The organism is Falsihalocynthiibacter arcticus (genome assembly GCF_000812665.2).
GTDB lineage: Bacteria > Pseudomonadota > Alphaproteobacteria > Rhodobacterales > Rhodobacteraceae > Falsihalocynthiibacter > Falsihalocynthiibacter arcticus.
Map to the genome: position 1 here is coordinate 2,765,701 of NZ_CP014327.1, position 18,503 is coordinate 2,784,203.

General features: G+C 51.9%; 17 protein-coding genes. 12 read left to right on the forward strand and 5 right to left on the reverse strand.

Annotated features, from left to right (window positions below):
- Nucleotides 1–13: 13 nt before the first annotated feature.
- Both RC74_RS13675 and RC74_RS13680 read left to right on the forward strand, forming a co-directional pair.
- Nucleotides 14–727, forward strand: coding sequence for a GntR family transcriptional regulator (locus RC74_RS13675; RefSeq protein WP_236939936.1), 714 nt, complete (start codon nucleotides 14–16; stop codon nucleotides 725–727).
- Nucleotides 728–753: 26 nt separating this feature from the next.
- Nucleotides 754–2,247, forward strand: a complete 1,494-nt coding sequence (locus RC74_RS13680) for an aldehyde dehydrogenase (RefSeq protein WP_038999964.1) — start codon at nucleotides 754–756, stop codon at nucleotides 2,245–2,247.
- A gap of 51 nt (nucleotides 2,248–2,298) precedes the next feature.
- On the opposite strand, the gene RC74_RS13685 is transcribed toward RC74_RS13680, so the two are convergent.
- From RC74_RS13685 to RC74_RS13695, 3 genes are read right to left on the reverse strand one after another with little or no spacing between them, the layout of a single operon-like run.
- Nucleotides 2,299–3,633: an NAD(P)/FAD-dependent oxidoreductase gene (locus RC74_RS13685; protein WP_052274558.1), complete on the reverse strand. Its 1,335-nt coding sequence runs from the start codon at nucleotides 3,631–3,633 to the stop codon at nucleotides 2,299–2,301.
- Nucleotides 3,600–4,988 carry a glutamine synthetase family protein gene (locus RC74_RS13690; protein WP_236939937.1) on the reverse strand — a complete coding sequence of 463 codons (1,389 nt, stop codon included), beginning with the start codon at nucleotides 4,986–4,988 and terminating at the stop codon, nucleotides 3,600–3,602. Before RC74_RS13690 ends, RC74_RS13685 begins: the two co-directional genes overlap by 34 nt.
- 34 nt (nucleotides 4,989–5,022) lie before the next feature.
- Nucleotides 5,023–5,670 carry a GntR family transcriptional regulator gene (locus tag RC74_RS13695; RefSeq protein ID WP_038999960.1) on the reverse strand — a complete coding sequence of 216 codons (648 nt, stop codon included), beginning with the start codon at nucleotides 5,668–5,670 and terminating at the stop codon, nucleotides 5,023–5,025.
- Between the two features lie 103 nt (nucleotides 5,671–5,773).
- Here RC74_RS13695 and RC74_RS13700 point away from each other — a divergent pair, with 103 nt between their 5' ends.
- The 6 genes from RC74_RS13700 (at nucleotide 5,774) to RC74_RS13725 (ending at nucleotide 10,731) form a co-directional block, all read left to right on the forward strand.
- A complete protein-coding gene (locus RC74_RS13700; RefSeq protein WP_038999958.1) occupies nucleotides 5,774–6,853 on the forward strand; it encodes a polyamine ABC transporter substrate-binding protein in 1,080 nt (359 codons plus the stop codon).
- 66 nt (nucleotides 6,854–6,919) lie between these two features.
- Complete coding sequence (locus tag RC74_RS13705; protein ID WP_038999957.1) at nucleotides 6,920–8,050, forward strand: ABC transporter ATP-binding protein; 1,131 nt, start codon at nucleotides 6,920–6,922, stop codon at nucleotides 8,048–8,050.
- A 9-nt stretch (nucleotides 8,051–8,059) separates the two neighbouring features.
- Nucleotides 8,060–8,956, forward strand: a complete 897-nt coding sequence (locus tag RC74_RS13710; protein ID WP_038999956.1) for an ABC transporter permease subunit — start codon at nucleotides 8,060–8,062, stop codon at nucleotides 8,954–8,956.
- Entirely contained in the window at nucleotides 8,953–9,768 is an 816-nt protein-coding gene (locus tag RC74_RS13715; RefSeq protein ID WP_038999955.1) for an ABC transporter permease, read from the forward strand. The genes RC74_RS13710 and RC74_RS13715 overlap by 4 nt, the downstream gene beginning before the upstream one ends.
- A gap of 121 nt (nucleotides 9,769–9,889) precedes the next feature.
- Nucleotides 9,890–10,333 (forward strand): hypothetical protein, encoded by a 444-nt coding sequence (locus RC74_RS13720; RefSeq protein WP_038999954.1) that lies wholly within the window; start codon nucleotides 9,890–9,892, stop codon nucleotides 10,331–10,333.
- Nucleotides 10,330–10,731, forward strand: a complete 402-nt coding sequence (locus RC74_RS13725; RefSeq protein ID WP_038999953.1) for a hypothetical protein — start codon at nucleotides 10,330–10,332, stop codon at nucleotides 10,729–10,731. The genes RC74_RS13720 and RC74_RS13725 overlap by 4 nt, the downstream gene beginning before the upstream one ends.
- Before the next feature lie 146 nt (nucleotides 10,732–10,877).
- Here RC74_RS13725 and istB read toward each other — a convergent pair whose 3' ends face one another.
- Together istB and istA are read right to left on the reverse strand one after the other, a co-directional pair.
- Nucleotides 10,878–11,630 (reverse strand): IS21-like element helper ATPase IstB, encoded by a 753-nt coding sequence (istB, locus tag RC74_RS13730; protein ID WP_062628113.1) that lies wholly within the window; start codon nucleotides 11,628–11,630, stop codon nucleotides 10,878–10,880.
- Nucleotides 11,627–13,126 (reverse strand): IS21 family transposase, encoded by a 1,500-nt coding sequence (istA, locus tag RC74_RS13735; protein WP_062628238.1) that lies wholly within the window; start codon nucleotides 13,124–13,126, stop codon nucleotides 11,627–11,629. Before istA ends, istB begins: the two co-directional genes overlap by 4 nt.
- A gap of 64 nt (nucleotides 13,127–13,190) precedes the next feature.
- On the opposite strand from istA, the gene RC74_RS13740 reads away from it, so the two are divergent.
- From RC74_RS13740 to RC74_RS13755, 4 genes are all read left to right on the forward strand, one after another.
- Entirely contained in the window at nucleotides 13,191–14,858 is a 1,668-nt protein-coding gene (locus RC74_RS13740; RefSeq protein WP_052274607.1) for a glycosyltransferase family 2 protein, read from the forward strand.
- A 38-nt stretch (nucleotides 14,859–14,896) separates the two neighbouring features.
- On the forward strand, nucleotides 14,897–16,864 hold the full coding sequence (locus RC74_RS13745) for an acyltransferase family protein (protein WP_052274608.1): 1,968 nt from the start codon (nucleotides 14,897–14,899) through the stop codon (nucleotides 16,862–16,864).
- A gap of 178 nt (nucleotides 16,865–17,042) precedes the next feature.
- Nucleotides 17,043–17,720, forward strand: coding sequence for a DUF3302 domain-containing protein (locus RC74_RS13750; RefSeq protein ID WP_169798743.1), 678 nt, complete (start codon nucleotides 17,043–17,045; stop codon nucleotides 17,718–17,720).
- A 6-nt stretch (nucleotides 17,721–17,726) separates the two neighbouring features.
- Entirely contained in the window at nucleotides 17,727–18,266 is a 540-nt protein-coding gene (locus RC74_RS13755; RefSeq protein WP_039000393.1) for an HlyD family secretion protein, read from the forward strand.
- The last annotated feature ends 237 nt before the right edge of the window (nucleotides 18,267–18,503 follow it).

Consider the following 18,503-nt stretch of genomic DNA (forward strand, 5'->3'; position numbering starts at 1 on the left):
CTAAGGATTTAGCATGAGCCAAGGGGAAAAACGCGCAATGAGTTTTAACATCCCAGAGATCGAAAATTCTGGTGAGCGGACAAGCCAAGAGTATGTCTATGCGCGTCTTCGGAATGCAATCATGGTGGGTGCAATTCCGACAGGGGAGTCCCTGACAATGCGTGGTTTGGCAGAGCAACTTGACCTCAGCCCAACCCCCATTCGCGAGGCCCTGCGCCGCTTGAGTTCTGAGTCCGCTATCGTGTCACAAGACAACCGTCGAATGCTCATTCCCTATATGACCCAAGGTCGTTTTGAAGACCTGATCGCCACGCGGATCACGCTAGAATGCCACGCCGCCTTGCGCGCTTTGCCCTATGTCTCCGATATTTTGATAGAGGAGATGCGGGCGATTGATATGCAGATGGACGAGGCGTTGGTACGGCTGGATTATGATGCCCTCACGGCGTTAAATCACGTTTTTCACAACCGTCTTTATCGTGCAAACCCAGACCATATTTCGATGCCCCTTGTCGAGAGTATCTGGCTTCAATTGGGACCATTTCAGCGGGAGGTGATATCCGAACTTGGCGCGTTTTACGAAATTGACCGACACAAAGAAATCCTAACAGCCCTAGACAATCGAGATGCCGACGGGCTGTCTTCTGCCATTCAAAAAGACATCGAAGACGGCGTTGCGGCCGCTGGTCGTGACGCCATTGCTTTACGTGATGACGTTGTTATCTGAAACGTCTCCAACCAACCGAGGTTCCTATGACACAGCAAACAACAGCCCATTGGCACGCCGCGGCCAAGTCCCTGAAAATTCGGGCACATGGGATCATTGGCGGCAAATCCACACAGGCGCAAAGTGGCAAAACCTTTGCCTCCATTAGCCCGATTGATGGCGCACATCTGGCCGAGGTCCCGCTTATGGATTCGGCGGATGTCGACATGGCTGTTGCGAGCGCACGGGCGGCATTTGAAGACGGGCGCTGGTCGCATCAACCTCCTGCGGCGCGTAAAGCTGTCTTGATGCGTTTTGCGGAGTTGATCCGTGAAAGCCGCGATGAACTTGCGCTGCTGGAAACGCTGGATATGGGCAAACCGATTGCCGACAGCCTCTCCATCGACGTGCGTGCCGTTGCCAATTGCTACAGCTATTACGGCGAAGCGCTCGACAAGGTTTATGACGAGGTTGCCCCCACAGGGAAGGACTTCTTTGCCATGGTCACCAAGGAGCCGCTGGGCGTCGTGGCTGCAGTTGTACCGTGGAATTTCCCGATGCTCATGGCCTCGTGGAAGGTCGCGCCAGCCCTTGCTATGGGGAATTCAGTGATCCTCAAACCTGCCGAACAATCCTCGCTCACAGCGATCCGTTTGGCCGAACTTGCGCTCGAAGCGGGCGTTCCAGAAGGCGTTTTCAACGTGGTGACCGGACTTGGCCCTGACGTGGGCCGCGCACTGGGTATGCACATGGATATCGACGGGTTGTTCTTTACAGGCTCCACCCAAGTCGGCAAATATTTCATGGAATATGCGGCAAAATCCAACCTCAAGAAAATCGGCTTGGAATTGGGTGGCAAAAGCCCGAACATCATCCTTTCAAGCTATCGCGACACGGCTCATGCAGCTCGCGTTTCCGCCAACTCCGCGTGGTTCAATCAGGGCGAAATGTGCACCTGCCCGAGCCGCCTGATTGTCGAAGACTCCATCCATGACGAGGTTATCGAGGTGCTCAAAGAGGTCGCCAAAACCTATGCGCCCGGTGACCCCCTTGATCCCGAAACCTCCATGGGCGCCCTTGTTGATGCCCGCCACACGCAACGGGTTTTGGGCTTTGTTGATATCGCGAGGGAAGAGGGAGCCGACGTTGTCATTGGTGGCCGTAAAACGCGCGAGGAAACGGGCGGAAGTTACGTAGAACCCACGATTTTTGACAATGTGACAAACGAAATGCGGGTCGCGCAGGAAGAGATCTTTGGCCCGATGATTTCGGTCATTTCGGTGAAGGATCAGGACGAAGCCATCAAGGTTGCTAACGACAGCCCCTATGGTTTGGCCTCGGCGGTCTGGACCGATGATCTCTCGACGGCGCATAAGATGTCCTCAAAAATCCGTGCAGGAATGGTCTATGTCAATTGCTACGATGCCGACGATATGACCACGCCTTTTGGGGGCTATAAACAGTCCGGTATCGGGCGGGACAAATCGCTGCATGCGCTTGATAAATACGTCGAACTCAAAGCGACGTGGATCAAGCTTTAATCTTCCCACCAAAGTAAATCCTGCAAGCTTAGATTGGCTTGCAGGATTAGATTAAAGTTTATCGCGCAACGAATACCACAGCATAGCGAGGATCAGCATCGGGTGCTGCATTCTTGGACCACCGGGAAAACGGGGCGTCGGAATTTGCGCCATTACATCAAACCGCTCGGATTGGCCTGCGATGGCTTCTGCTGCGATTTGGCCCGATAGGGTTCCAAGCGCAACGCCTGATCCAGAGAAGCCCGACATTGATAAAATGTTGCCCGCATAGCGTTCATAATGCGGCAAACGGTTCATGGTGATGCCTAATGTCCCCCCCCAAGCGTGGTCGATTTGCACGTCTGCGAGCTGGGGGAATATTTCGCCCAACGGCTTGCGAACCTGTTTGGCAATGTCCTTAGGGAAGCGATAACCGTAACTCTCGGTGCCGCCAAACAGCAGGCGGTTGTCGTCGCTAAATCTAAAATAATTAACCACGAATTTTGAATCTGCGACCGCGACTTTGCCTTTAATGATCTGTTCTTGTTGCTCCGGACTCATAGGTGCGGTTGCAACCACGTAGTTGTTGATCGGCATAACGCGGCGCGCAACATCGGAATGTAAATCGCCGATATAACCATTACAGGCTAAAACAAGTTGGTCGGCAGTTATGCAGGCCTGATCCGTGTGGATTTTGACTTTCGCCCCAGTTTCAACTTTTGAAACTCGACTGTTCTCATGCAGCTTTGCCCCTTGCTCCACCGCCATCCGCGCCAGTCCCAACACAAATTCAAGCGGATCAATGTGACCAGATTGCGTATCGAGGGAGCCGCCAAAATAGACAGGCGAATTCACCGTTGCGCGCATTTCTTCTTGGTCTAGAAACCGAACGTGCGGATAGTCGTATTGCGTGTTTAACTTGTCGACATATTCGCGACTGTGGCGCACAAAACGTTCGCGGTGATCGGCATGTATTATGCCTGGATGGAAGTCAGCATGCACCAAATCCGAGCTGGCGAGTTCCCTGACCAACTCAACCGCCTGCGTGCCGATGGTCCAAAGCTCCTTGGCGCGCTCAAGACCGAATTTGGCTTCGAGTTCGTCTTGGTCAAGCCTCTGGCCCTGCCCAACTTGGCCCCCATTGCGCCCAGAGGCGCCAAATCCAACGCGCTGCGCTTCGACAAGGCGCACGTCATAGCCGCGCTTTGCCAAATGCAGGGCTGTTGACAGGCCGGTAAACCCGCCGCCGATAACGCAGACATCGCATGAAACATCGCCTGCGATGGCGTCAAAACCGCCCAAATGTTTCGCCGCGGATGCGTAATAGGACGGCGGGTAGGTGCCCGCCGTGTCGTTCACAGTAAGGAGGTCCCTCACACGTTTAACAACAGATGCTGCCGCTCCCATGGTGAAATTTCACGCTGGTACTCCTCGTTTTCCGCAAGCTTAATATCCAAATAAAGCTGACAGAACTCAGGGCCCAGAATTTCCCAGACTTCCTTGGCATCCGCGAAAATATCGAGCGCTGCGTTCAGGCTTGGAGGGAGACGGTCGTCCGTTTCCCAGACCTCGTTTCGGGCTTCCGCACGCGGCTCAATCTTGTTTTTCATGCCAAGCAAACCACAGGCCAGAGACGTCGCAATCGCCAGATACGGATTGCAATCCATTCCGATTACGCGGTTTTCCAATCGGCGTCCTTCTGGAGGGGAGTGCGGAACGCGCAAGCCAGTCGTGCGGTTGTCGGCGGCCCATTCCAAATTGGCGGGCGCGCTTTGTCCCTCAACGGTAATGCGACGGTAGGAGTTGATATAGGGGGCGAGCAACGGCACAGATTGCATCAGATATTTTTGCGACCCTCCGATGAAGTGATAAAACTTTTCGGTGGCAGAGCCATCCTCATTCGAGAAGATATTTTTGCCGGTTTCTTTGTCGACAATCGATTGGTGAAGGTGCATCGCGCTTCCGGGTTCGTCGCGCATCGGTTTCGCCATAAAGGTTGCGAAAATGCCGTTCAAAAGCGCCGCTTCACGGATGGTGCGCTTGAAATAGAACACTTGGTCGGCGAGCAACAACGGGTCGCCATGTTGTAGATTAATCTCGATCTGGCCCGCGCCGCCCTCCTGAATGACGGTGTCGATTTGCAATCCCTGCGCCTCTGCGAAATCATAGATCGTATCAATAACGGGCCCATATTCGTCCACTGCGGACATTGAGAAAACTTGCCGTCCGGCACTTTTGCGCCCCGTGCGGCCAATCGGTGGCTCGATGGGCTCATTTGGATCGACGTTTGGCTTGGCCAGATAAAACTCGATTTCTGGGGCGACAACAGGTTTCAATCCTAGTTCATCATAGAGCTTTAGAACCCGTCGCAGTACATTGCGCGGCGCAACTTCCAAATCCGCACCCTCGCGCGTTTTCATATCACAGATAATCTGCAACGTCGGTTCACCCGCCCAAGGGGCCGCGGATGCGGTGTTCATATCTGGAACGAGGATAACGTCTTTTTCAAGCCACTGGTTCTCGATTTCCATATCCACAAACTCACCGGAAATCGTCTGATAAAAGAGCGAAATTGGCAGGTAGAATATCTCGTCTGGTTTAAACTTATATGCGGGCATCGCCTTGCCGCGCGATGTCCCAACGAGGTCTGGAATGATGCATTCCACCTCGTCAATGGAGCGACCATCAAGGTATTCCAAAAAAGCAGTTGGAAGACTGTCAGCCCACGATTCGGTTTTCTTGATTTTCCTAATTTTAGACACTTGAAGCTTCCTTTGCGATCTTTTGATCAAAAATTCAATTCGATGATGTGGTCGCGAGATTTAGACTTTGTTCTAAGTCCCCAGCCATGGCAATCGCCGCAGCTTCCTCATCCCGCCGTGCGAGAGCCTCTAGGAGCTCTGAATGTTTATCCGGTAGGTTTTCTGTTCCATAGCGACTGCAATTGACGCGCAGACTTGGCCCAACTTGCACCCAAAGAGAGAGTGCCGCGCGAAAAAGGACGGGCGCTTGCGCCAAGGCATATATCTTGAAATGGAATCGATTGTTTCGTTCGAGGTATGTTTCGATATCGCCCGTCTCAATGGCGGTGTCGATTTCCGCGTCAATCGATGTTAATTCCTCAATATCTTGTTTAGTAATGTTTTTTATCGCCCGCCGTGTAAGCTCCGGCTCAACCTTTAAGCGCAAAAAATAGACGTCCTGAAAATTTTCAATATTCATTTCCGGCACGACAATCCGCCGATTGCCAAGCGTAACTAGTGCATTTTCCGCCGCAAGCCGCCGTATTGCCTCGCGCACTGGGGTCATACCCGCACCAAGACTTTCGGTTAATCCCATGATGGTTAGAGGCTGTCCGGGCGAAAAACGACCAAGCAATATCATGTCGCGCAGGCGCTCATAAACCGCTTGGTGTTCTGGAATTTTTTTGGCTTCTGTTGTCATCTAATTTACAAACTACTTTTTATGGGCTGACATCTTTTTCACGAATTTTGTTGCTTTTGTCAAACTTTTGATCAAATTATTATCTACACATTCGGAGGTGACGATGAAATTAATTCCAATTACTGTTGCAATCAGCCTTGCGGCGACATTTGCAAATGCACAAGAGGTTCGGGTCTATAACTGGTCCGACTATATCGACGAAGAACTTTTGGAAAAGTTCGAGAAGGAAACCGGCTACAAGCTAATATACGATGTTTTCGACAGCAACGAAGTTCTCGAAACTAAAATGCTGACAGGGGACTCTGGCTACGACGTTGTTGTCCCAACGGCGGATTTCCTTCAGCGTCAAATCGTGGCGAAAGCTTTCCAGAAATTGGACAAGTCGCAACTCCCGAATATCGACAATATGTGGGACGTCATCGAGGCGCGTACCGCGCAATATGATCCAGACAACGCGTATTCCATCAACTATATGTGGGGCACGACGGGTCTTGGGATCAATCTGGGTAAAGTTCGGGAAGTGCTGGGCGAGGATGCCCCGCTCTCTAGCTTGGACCTCGTGCTGAAGCCAGAAAACATGGAAAAGCTGGCCGAATGTGGCGTGTATTTCCTTGACGCTCCAACGGAAATCATCCCGATGACGTTGAAGTTCTTGGGCGAAGATCCAAATACAACTGATCCAGACGTCATTGCGAAAACAGAAGATACGCTGCTTGCTGTGCGTCCTTATATCAAGAAGTTCCACAGCTCGGAGTATATCAACGCGCTTGCGAATGGCGACATTTGCGTGGCCGTCGGTTGGTCTGGGGATATTCTGCAAGCACGGGATCGCGCGATCGAAGCTGACAATGGAGTTGAGATTGTTTTCAATGCCTTCAACAAAGGTTCCCTGATGTGGTTTGACCAAATGGCCATCCCTGTTGACGCTCCAAATCCAGAGGGCGCGCATGCGTTTTTGAACTTCATCATGGATGCCGAGAATATGGCGGCTGCGTCGAATTACGTCTATTATGCCAACGGCAACAAGGCGAGCCAAGAGTTCTTGCTTGAGGATGTGATCGGCGACACGGCGATCTATCCTGACGAAGAAACCGTCCAAAACCTGTACACAAAATCACCCTACGAGGCGAAGCTACAACGGGTTGTGACGCGCTTGTGGACCAAAGTTAAGTCTGGCACCTAAGTTTAGGTGATTTATAATACTCCGCCCGAGCCACACGGCTTGGGCGTTTCTTTCTGGAAAGATGACATGAACCAAAACGCCATTTTTGCCCCTTGGGAAGATGCTAAAGCAAAGCCGCTGATCTCCTTTGATAATGTCACCAAGCGTTACGGAGATTTTACCGCCATCGACAAGATGAGCTTGGCAATTTATCCGAAAGAGTTTTTCGCTTTGTTGGGGCCCTCGGGCTGCGGGAAAACCACGTTGATGCGGATGCTCGGCGGCTTTGAAGAAGCTAGCGAAGGCACAATCACCATCGACGGGCAGAATATGGCTGGCATCCCTGCCAACAAGCGTGCGGTTAATATGATGTTCCAATCCTACGCGCTGTTTCCCCATTTGACGGTTGCCGACAATCTGGCGTTTGGTTTGAAGCGCTCTGATATGCCGAAATCCGAAATTCAGGGCCGCGTCGAAGAGATGTTGCGCCTTGTTCAGCTACAGAAATTCGCCAAACGCAAACCGCACCAGCTTTCCGGTGGCCAGCGACAACGTGTGGCCTTGGCGCGCGCATTGGCCAAGGCGCCGAAACTGTTACTGCTCGACGAACCTCTTGGAGCGTTGGACAAAAAACTGCGCCACGAGACTCAGTTTGAGCTTATGGACATTCAGGAAAAAACGGGCACGACCTTTGTGATTGTGACCCACGATCAGGAAGAAGCCATGACCATGGCCAGCCGGATTGCCGTTATGGACCACGGAAAACTGGTGCAGGTTGACACCCCCGCGCGCGTCTATGAATCGCCCAATTCCGTTTATGTGGCCGACTTTATTGGCGACGTGAACATCATTGAGGGCACGGTCACGGAAATTTCCGAAGATGCCGCCGAGCTTTCATGGTCGGAGCATAATAATGGCCTTCGCGCCATGGTGGGGGAAGGCGTTACAAAGGGATCGTCCGCCGCTTTTGCCATTCGCCCCGAAAAAGTTACGATCGACACCGAAGAGCCGGTTGATCGGCACAATCGCGTGACAGGGCAGGTCGAAGACATTGCTTATCTTGGCAATATTTCGACGTATTATGTGCGCTTGGCGACGGGCCAGTTGGTAAAAGCGCAAACGGCAAATAATCGCCGTATTTCACGCAGGAATATCACGTGGAAAGATACCGTCTGGTTGTCGTGGACCGACACCGCCGGCATCATTTTACACAAATAGGGGCACAGCATGAAATTCTCTCGTTCGCTTTTGATCGGCATCCCCTATTTCTGGCTTTTCATCCTGTTTTTGGTGCCGTTCGGGATCGTTCTTAAAATATCGCTCTCCGATATCCAACTCTCGATTCCGCCTTATACGCCGACGCTCGACTTTTCCGAAGGCTGGGCAGGGTTTCGAGAATTTCTAAGCGCGCTAGATTTTGAGAATTACATTTTCTTGACCGAGGATGACCTTTATTGGAAGGCCTATCTCTCCAGTATTAAAATCGCGACTGTGTCGACGTTTTTCACCCTTCTTGTGGGGTTTCCCATTGCTTACAGCATGGCCAAAGCGCCTGATGAGTGGCGTCCGAGCTTGATGCTTTTGATCATTCTGCCCTTCTGGACCAGCTTCCTCATCCGTGTTTATGCGTGGATTGGTATTCTGTCGAACGAGGGTTTTTTAAATCAATTCCTAATGGGGTTTGGCCTCATTTCCGAGCCACTCACCATTCTGAACACAAATACGGCGGTCTATATTGGCATCGTTTATACCTACCTCCCTTTCATGGTTTTGCCGATTTATGCCACCTTGGAAAAGCTAGACGGCACCTTGATAGAGGCCGCAGAAGACCTTGGCTGTACGCGATTCTCGGCATTCTGGTCGGTCACGGCCCCGCTTTCAAAACCGGGGGTCATTGCGGGTTGTTTTCTGGTTTTCATTCCGGCTTTGGGCGAGTTTGTCATCCCGTCCCTTTTGGGGGGATCCGAGACATTGATGATCGGTAAAGTGTTGTGGGAAGAGTTCTTCTCAAACCGCGATTGGCCTGTGGCTTCGGCGGTTGCAACGATCCTCTTGCTGCTCTTGATTGTTCCAATCGTATTGTTCCAACGCAACGAGCAAAAACAGCGGGAGGAGGGGCAATGAGACGTCTAACTGGCTTCAACATCATCGCCCTCACGCTTGGGTTTGCATTCCTTTATATCCCCATCCTGATCCTCGTGATTTTCAGTTTCAACGAGTCCAAACTGGTGACGGTTTGGGCGGGGTTTTCCACCAAATGGTATGGCGAGTTGCTGCAAAATCAAGCGTTCCTTGATGCGGCGTGGGTCACCGTCAAGGTTGCCTTTTTCTCGTCTATTATCGCGACCATCCTTGGTACGATGGCGGCGTTTGTTCTTGTGCGTTCGGGGCGGTTTTTCGGACGCACACTATTCTCAGGAATGATTTATGCGCCATTGGTGATGCCCGAAGTTATCACGGGTCTGTCGCTTCTATTGCTCTTTATTTCGATAGGGATGCCGCGCGGCGTGGTCACCATCGTTCTGGCCCACGGAACGTTTTCGATGTGCTATGTCTCGGTTGTGGTTTCGTCGCGGATGGCGTCGTTTGATCGCTCCCTCGAAGAGGCGGCCTATGACCTTGGCTGTTCCGGTTGGGATGCTTTCAAGAGCGTGACTTTGCCCATTATCGCCCCCGCCGTCATCTCTGGCTGGTTGCTGGCCTTTACATTGTCGCTCGACGATTTGGTGATAGCAAGCTTCACCACAGGCCCGTCGTCGACCACACTTCCGATCAAAATCTACTCGTCCGTTCGGATGGGGGTTAGTCCGGAAATCAACGCGCTCTCAACGATTATTATCGGTATCGTGACGTTTGGCGTCTTAACGGTGTCGATCCTCTCTAAACGCGCAATCACCCGCCAACGCTTGGCTGAGCGCGCTGCAGAACAACACTGATAGCGCGCTTGGTTGCAATGAGAAAACGAACCTGATGATGTCCCCCGATTCTCAAAGATTGGTTGAGTTGAACTTGCGTTAGATCAAGGACGATTGATTCTTCCATCGCTAGTTAAGCAGCATGAAGAACTCCTTTGCACATTTTTCCAGATTATTACTGATCGTGAGTTTCGCCTTGAGCAGTGCTGTTGCCGTAGCTGGCAGTAGTGACACAGGCGTTTTCATGGAAATTTGCGCCGACGGTGTAGCTAAAACGGTGCGGATCGACGACGACAGCAATGCAGTTGACCCTTCGCACACCTGTAATGGTTGCGTGATGTGCTGTCTGCAGATCGGCGCGGATCTGGAAAATTCTTTTGGCCAGAAGCTGACCTTCGCGCAGCTGGAACTTAAAAAAGATCTCGCTTCTTACCAAATACCCTTAATTCAAAAACGTGGCATTCGCCCGAACCCACGCAGCCCTCCCCTAACTGAATTTTCAGGCCTGATCTCAACTGATACTATAGAGTTCACCCTGAAAACACAGAGCGACGGGCGCCCTTACCTGAAGGATGCTGTCGCATGACGCTCCATAAAAACCTCCTGAATTTCGTCGCATTCGTTGTGACATTGTTTTTCTTAGCGCTCCCCGCAGCCGCTGAATCGGTTCTCGCCAAACTGCTCCCCAGTGTTCTGGTCGAGGAATTGGTCGAAGGGGCGGATGCCTTTGGTGCCATGAGCGCGGAAATTCCAGCGGTGGAGGTTCTCAAAGACGGAGAGCGCATCGGTTGGGCCTTTGTTACGTCCGATTATGTTTCGACCACTGGCTATTCTGGCAAACCCATTCACACCATGGTCGCGCTCGACGACGCGGCACAGGTGGCGGGTGTGCTTCTTGTCAAACACTCCGAACCGATTGTTTTGATTGGTATTCCCGACGCAAAGATGAAAGCGCTGGTAGCCAATTTGTCAATCGCAGAGTAAAAAGGGTCCAGATCGCGGCGTAAAACTGGTCCACTGACTTCTCGTTTGTCGTGCGCTTTGGTGCGCGTGCTCCCCATTTAGCTAACGCGTGCCAAAGCGCATGTTGGCCCTTGGGCCGACATTGTTCTGATCTTGATGTGTTTTGGTTATTGGCGGCTCTTACGGCTATGTTTGAGCCGGTAACTCTCGCCATTCATCTCCAGGATATGGACGTGATGGGTCAAACGATCCAGCAAAGCGCCTGTGAGCCGTTCGGAACCAAAGACTTCGGTCCACTCATCGAAAGGCAGGTTCGAGGTGATTATAATTGAGCCGCGTTCGTAGCACTGGGATATCACCTCGAAGAGGAGTTCCGCACCAGATTTGCTGAGGGGCACAAATCCCAATTCATCAATGATCAACAGGTTCTGGCTCGTCAGGTGCTTTTGAAGCCGCTGCAATCTCCGCTCATCCTGCGCTTCAATCAGATCATGGACCAGGGCTGCCGCCGTCGTGAAGCGCACTTTCAACCCTCTTTGGCATGCCGCCAACCCAAGCCCCAAAGCAATGTGCGTCTTACCGGTTCCCGATGGGCCGAGGGCGATGATATTTTCTCTGCGATCTATATAATCACATCGTGCGAGGTCCATTGTCAGCGGTTTGTTCAAGCTGGGCATAATCTTGAAGTCAAAGCTATCCAGGCTTTTGGTGCTTGGGAACTTCGCCGCTTTGATCCGCCGTTCGATCATCCGGCGCTCCCGATCTATCAGTTCCATCTCGCACAGGCGCGCCAAATATTGAATGTGATCCTTATTCTCGGCAGCACATATCTGGGCTTGTTTTGCGTACTCCCCTTGGAACGTTGGCAAGCGTAACTTCTTGAGGTGATGTTGCAGAAGGATTTGGGGGGCTTGGGTCATGCCGCGGTCCCTCCCATCAGGCTCATGTAGCTGGCCGGACGTGTTGTTCCAACGTTTGCCTTTGGCAGATAAGGATAGAAGTCCAAATCCAAGCGCGGTGGGCGCTTCTCAACTCGGCACAACACAAGGTGTTTTACAGCGTCATAGCCAATCGCGCCCAGATCAATGGCATGCTGGATCGCACCCTGCACAACATCCATCTCAAAGGTTTCCAAAAGGCGCAGGACTTGAACATATTCCCGCTTGCCCGGCTTACCCATTCTGGCTTCGAGCAGTCGGTGCAAGGTAGCGAAGACATCCGGTAGATCCCAGCCCTGCAAAGGGGCGGCTTGATCCAAAGCCCCCACCTTCTGCTCAATCAAAGGCAGGAAGTGGAGCGGGTCAAAGATCATGTCCGCTTTGGCGTAAGACCGCTGATGCCGTGCTATCACCTCATTGCCGCAGCCAATAATGACCTCATGCACAAAGCCACGCACGTGGACGTCGTGATGGGCATAGGCCACGGGCACAGAGTAATCATTGCTACGGTAGCGCACCATTGAGATTGATGTGGCCCGCGTGCTGACATGGTCGCAGGCCTCATACTCTGCGACAGGCAACCCCATCAGGGCATCAAGATCGGATATCAAACGCTGGCCAATAGTCTGGCTGTGTCCGCGCAATTTGTCACTCTGGCGTTCCAAACACCTCTGTTCCAAGTGCGCATTCAGATCATCAAAACTGTCGTAACGTGGCGCAGGCACCATGAAGTTGCGTCGAGTGTATCCGACCATGCCCTCAACGTTGCCTTTGTCGTTCCCCCGCGCAGGCCGACCAAACTTGTCATCAAACAGATAATGCGATTGCAGTTCTGTAAACCGGCGTGTGCGAACACGTGTTCTGTCCCCTAAAATACGCGCAACAGCGATCTTGGTGTTGTCATAGAGAATGGATTGGGGGATGCCGCCGAAGAACGCAAAGGCAGACACGTGGCCGTCGCAAAACGCTTCTGTCGTCTCCGCAGGGTATCCCTTCACAAACACTGCGTCCGAATGCGGTAGGCTCATCACGAAGAAGTGGATCTTACATTCTACGCCGCCAATCACGCCAAGGGTCTCACCAAAATCAACCTGCGCGTGGCCGGGCCGATGCGACAACGGCACAAACACCTCTTTCGTGCGCCGCTTTTGCTCGCGTACGTAATACGTCACAGTCGTCAAGCTGCCAGTATATCCATGCTCGGCTCTCAGGCGTTCATAGATGCGCTTTGCTGTATGGCGTTGTTTTTTGATCAGGGTTTTATCAGTCCGAAGTATCTCGTCGATGATGCCAACATAATCATCAAGCGTGGGGCGACGTGGCGCTTCTGAACGACGATAACCAGGAGGGAGTTCATGACGTAGCATCTTCGCTATCGTCTTACGGTCCTTGTTGAAATAACGCGCCGCTTCACGAGCAGACATGCCGTCCTTCAAACAAGCACGGCGCACACGACTATAAATATCCACAGAATACATCTCCCGCCCTCCGAATAAACGAAGGACACAAACTGGCGGAATTTTACTCCGCTACAACTGCGATATGTCGAAGCTGTTTCTGTGGCCCAGTATTGCAGTGCGTTTTACACGTGCGTGGGTTGCGCAAGATTTCATTCCAATATCCAACGGAGCCGTATTCCAAAATCCCGAGACGGATCGCGCAGGCTTTGTTGCCCAACTTCGCGAAGCAAGCCTCACAGGCCATCCGGCGGTTATGTCGTTTGACCTGACAACCAAATATGCTGCGGAGCTTATTGCAACTCTGCCGGACCTGTTTGCCGATTTGCGGCGCGACGGGTTCACGTTTGCGCCCTTGGCCGAAGTTGCTAACCTTGGTACGGCGGATATAGCCCCGCTCGATCCGAATTCAATGAGGGCGCGCGACACGGTCACCTATCGCCTTCTCAACTTCTGGTATTTTGGCCTGACGACAACCTTCCTTGTCTTGCTCGTTTTTGCGATTGCCAGATCGCTAATTTACCTCGTTTTGGCTTTCTTTCGCAAACCTTCGCCACAGCGTGACCCTGAATACCTTCCGGGGATTACAGTTGTGGTGCCAGCCTATAACGAGGCGAACGTTATTGTGCGGAGCGTTTGGTCAATTCTGGGTTCGAACTATCCCAACTTTGAAATCATCGTGGTGGATGATGGCTCGTCTGACGGAACCTATGAGTCGGTCAACGCAGAGTTTCACAATCATCCACGCGTAAGGATCATCCGGCAAGAAAACGGCGGCAAATGGCAGGCCGAGAACCACGCGTTGCAGTATATCAAAACGCCCTTCTTTGTGGGGGTGGATGCCGATACTATTTTAGATCCTGATGCTCTAGGTTGGTTGGTTCAGCACTTCAAAGACGAGCGTGTCGGCGCGGTGGCTGGCTTTGTGGAGGTCGGCAATCGAAAGGGGTATCTGACGTCCTGCCAAGCGCTGGAATACCTCGTCAGCCAAGCGGTCACGCGGCGCAGTTTCGAAGCCATCAACGGTATTTTTGTTGTGCCCGGTGCGATCGGGGCTTGGCGGGTTGCGGCAGTTGAGGCCGCAAATAGGTATTCGGGCGATACAATCACCGAGGATGCTGACCTAACGGTTGCGGTACATCGCGCCGGTTATACCGTGCGATTTCAAGAACAAGCGCGCGCCTATACTGAGGCCCCCGAACAGACCAAAGCTTTCTTAAAGCAACGGCGGCGCTGGACGTTGGGGATGCTGCAAACGTCGTGGAAACATTGGCGCTCTATTCCAGAACGCCGTGCGATAGGGCTTGTGTCGATTATGGACGCGATCTGGTTTAGTCTGTTGACGAGTATGGTGTCGCCCTTCGTCGATTTGCTTTTGCTTAGCCTTCTGGTCAAGACGTTGATTGAATATAGCCTTCATGGAGCGCTCAACGTCACAGGATTTCCAACCGTGGTCTTGATCAGCTATTTTGTTCTTGTGGTTATCGACATGACCTACACTCTTGCAGCGTTCTGGTTTGAACGAAAGTTCGACCTAAAACTGCTGTTGCTGACAATTATCCTGCGTTTTGGATACCGGCAACTGATCTATTTTTCGTCCTTTCAAGCGATCAGAGACGCGATAACTGGCCGCTTGCCCGGCTGGCAAAAACTGGAACGTACAGCTTCCCGACTAAGCGGCAACCTAAATTTGGTGAGCCCAGCTCTTGTGAGCATAAAACAAACAGACTCGGGCCGGAAAATGAGAACTTAAAACCTGTCAGTCGGGTTGCAGAACGAAAGTAGTTGCAGATGAAATATCGTCCAGAGATCGACGGACTGCGAGCCATAGCAGTTCTCGCGGTCATTGTTTATCATGCTGATAATACATTCTTGAGAGGAGGGTTCCTTGGGGTGGATGTCTTCTTCGTGATTTCGGGTTTCTTGATCTCGCAATTGATTGCGGAGGATTTGAGACTCGGACGATTTACCTTCAGGAACTTCTATGAGCGCCGCGCGCGGCGCATCCTGCCTGCGCTCTTTGTTGTCCTTGCCACCTGCATTCCCTTTGCGCTGGCATGGATGTTGCCGTCTCAACTGGCCGATTTTGGCAAAGGGTTGGTTGCAGCCTCGCTTTTTTCTTCGAATTTCCTGTTTTGGTCGGACACGGGATATTTCATGGCGGATGCCGACCTCAACCCACTGCTTCACACATGGAGCCTCGCCGTTGAGGAACAGTTTTATCTGTTTTTCCCCTTGGCGGCCCTATTGGCGTGGAAAGTATCGCAGCGCTTTGCGGCCATCTTGCTCGTGGCCAGTATGGTCGCAAGTTTTGCCGCTTGCCTTTACTTCGCAACCTCGGCCCCAGCCGCCAATTTTTACCTACTGCCCACCCGCGCATGGGAACTTCTGGCCGGTGGAATTAGCATGATGGTCGCGCGCCAATTTGCACAGAAACCTGTCACAGTCGCCAAACCGGTTGCCACGATTTTAGCGACATTAGGTCTGTTCGCTGTCATTTCATCCCTCTTGCTGCTTGACGCCTCTACGCCCGTTCCGTCGCTCTCGACACTCCCCTTAGTTGTGGGTACTTCCTTGATTTTAGTGTTTGCAGTTGGCAACACTCCAGTCGCATCGCTTTTGTCGTGGCGACCATTGGTTGCCATGGGGTTGATCAGTTACAGCGCGTATCTGTGGCATCTTCCCGTATTGGTTTTTGCGCGACTATACGATTCAACACCCCCAAGTATCCCCTACGTTCTCGGCTTGATTGCCTTGTCGATCTTGTTGGCGACGCTCACCTACCACTTCGTTGAAAAACCCTTCCGCAAACGTAACAAAAGTGCCGTGATATCCTTGCGCGGGCTTGTCTCGGTACTGTTAGGCGCGGGCGTATCTCTCGCCGTCGTCGGTGTCGTGCTGGCAATGGGATTGACCAATCCACACCGCGACCCGTCAGTGTTTTCTGACCCAGAAATCGAGGCAAAACTCGCCACTAATTACGGCCTGTCCGAAGATTGCGAGGGAGCCTTTACGCTTTCCCCGAACTGCCGCACCTCCGACACACCCGGTGTGCTGCTATGGGGAGATAGTTTTTCCATGCATCTGGCCGAAGCGATTGAGGTCGGCACAAAATGGCAAGGTATGGTGCAACATACGAAATCGGTTTGCGCCCCAATCCCGGGCCTTTCCGTCGTCACTCCTGAATATCCTGACGCATGGGCGCGCGGTTGTCTGGATTTCAACGAACAGGTGTTGGCTTGGTTGGCGGATCAACCGTCGATCAAATACGTCGTCATGTCTTCGCCCTTTGGCCTGATTTACAACGAACTGCTGTTGGCCAACGGGGAGCACGTAACCGAAGGGCAGCAAGAGTTGGTACGTCAATCCCTCCTCGAAACGTCCCGCAAACTCAAAGCCATGGGCAAGTCCTTGGTAGTTGTTTCCCCTCCGCCTGTCACTGGCGAAAATATAGGACAGTGTCTGGCGGCTACTTTGCGGTCGGGTCGCTCCGACGATAGCTGTGACTACACGCGCAGCGATTTTCATCCTGCGAGCACCGCCAAAATAGACTTTTTGCGGACATTGGACCCCGAGATATCGGTCTTATATCTTGAGGATTTCCTGTGCCCGAATGGCGTGTGTGACACAATGATCGGATCGACATTCATGTTTCGCGACGATGGACATCTCTCGATCGAAGGATCGCGCTATCTCGGGACGCATACTGATTTCATGCGTAAAATCATTGCTAAATCCAATTTAGGGTATGGAGCTTAGTAACGGGGAAATATTCGCGTTGATGCCAGCTATGGGAAAATGTTTCACTGAGGTCTGGCGTCGCTAAATCCAAAAGAATTGCATATAAATTCAAGAAAAGGCTGCTCGCCAGATTTTAGATTTAGAGGCGCCGTGCAAATTACGTTTTTAAGACAATTTGCTCAAATATATGATTTTTATGCCTATCACATTGTTAAATTACGTTTCTCGCTCTCTGATTTCCTTCTTAATCGTGGGGATCGTTGTCGTCCATGAAATCCCGGGGAAAGTCGCAAAAGCGCGCAACCACCCACAGTTGGATGCGATTAAGATCTCCAGTTATTTAGGCTTACTTGTCTTTCCACTATGGATACTTGCCCTCATCCGGGCACATTTCCGCCCTTGGACTGTTTCAGGTCTTGAGGGGATAATTCCGAAAGTCCTCCGCTGGAACAGAAATAGCCCCCGCCAACGACCCCTTCATCATACAACCCAGTCAGGACGCCAGAAAATGGAATTCCTTGTTACGATTGCCTATCTGTTTTTGATCCGGTTGTTTTTCTTTGATTTTAAATGGTTGAAGTTCAATCTTGTGTGGGGGCTTTTGTGCTCTGGCCTTCATACTTCGGCCGCTTTGGTTGAGGTTGCTTTTATTGGACAACTTACTCCTTATTCGGATTCCGCGTTTGTCCAGAGATACGCCGTCCAGATTGGGCCCCAATTTTGCGGCACAGTAACAGAGGTTCACGTTAAACAGGACGACATAGTGAAGCTCGGCGGTCCTTTGTTCAGTCTTGAGAAGGACACGTTCCAAGCTATGGTCGATGAAAGTCAAGCCCGTCTGGTTTTGGCCAAGCAAAATATAAAAATCATGTAGGCGCAATTGACCTCTGCCGAAGCAAATGTTGCGCATCAGGAAAGCTTTCTTGAGCAGACTTCCGTTGAGGTTGAGCTTTCCGAAGCAGCTGTCTTGGTGGCACAGGCCCGAGCGAAATATGATGTCGACGATGCGGCCAGACAAACAATACTGGCAGAAGAAGGTGCTGCACGAAAGGGCCAAGCGGAGCTTGCGCGTCAGCCCGCGGCGGTCTCAACCGAACTGATTGCGCGTGATAGCTCCGAGCTGGACGTTGCAAAGGCAGCCTACGAAGAAGCAAAACTGTCGCTTGATGCGATGATCGATGGCAAACATGCCTCCGTTAGATTGGCTGAGGCGGCGTTGGCCCATTCCACAGCAGTTTTGAAGGACCGCACAGTCTATGCGCCCTCGGATGGTAAGGTTCTGAACCTCCAGCTTCAACCCAGCAATGTTGTGCGGCTTAAAACGCCCGTCCTGACATTCGTGAACGAAGCCGATCCTTGGATTTTGATGAAAATTCGCCAAAAAGATGCGCAGCATATCACCGTTGCGTTTTGGGGCTAAGGGGATCGCTGCGATTTATACCGCCGACGCGGCCAATAATCTTAAGGTCTTGCGGAAAATTGAACTGCGTACCGAGAGTTATCTTAAATACGTTTACAATTCATTCCGAGGATAAACGCGTCCGTTTTAACTCCTGACGCTATCCCTTTTTATGCATGACGCTTTCAAGGTTGACCGTAACGAGGCTTACTTGGGCTGAGATATGTTTATACGGTTCTGGATGTAAAACCGCAGCGC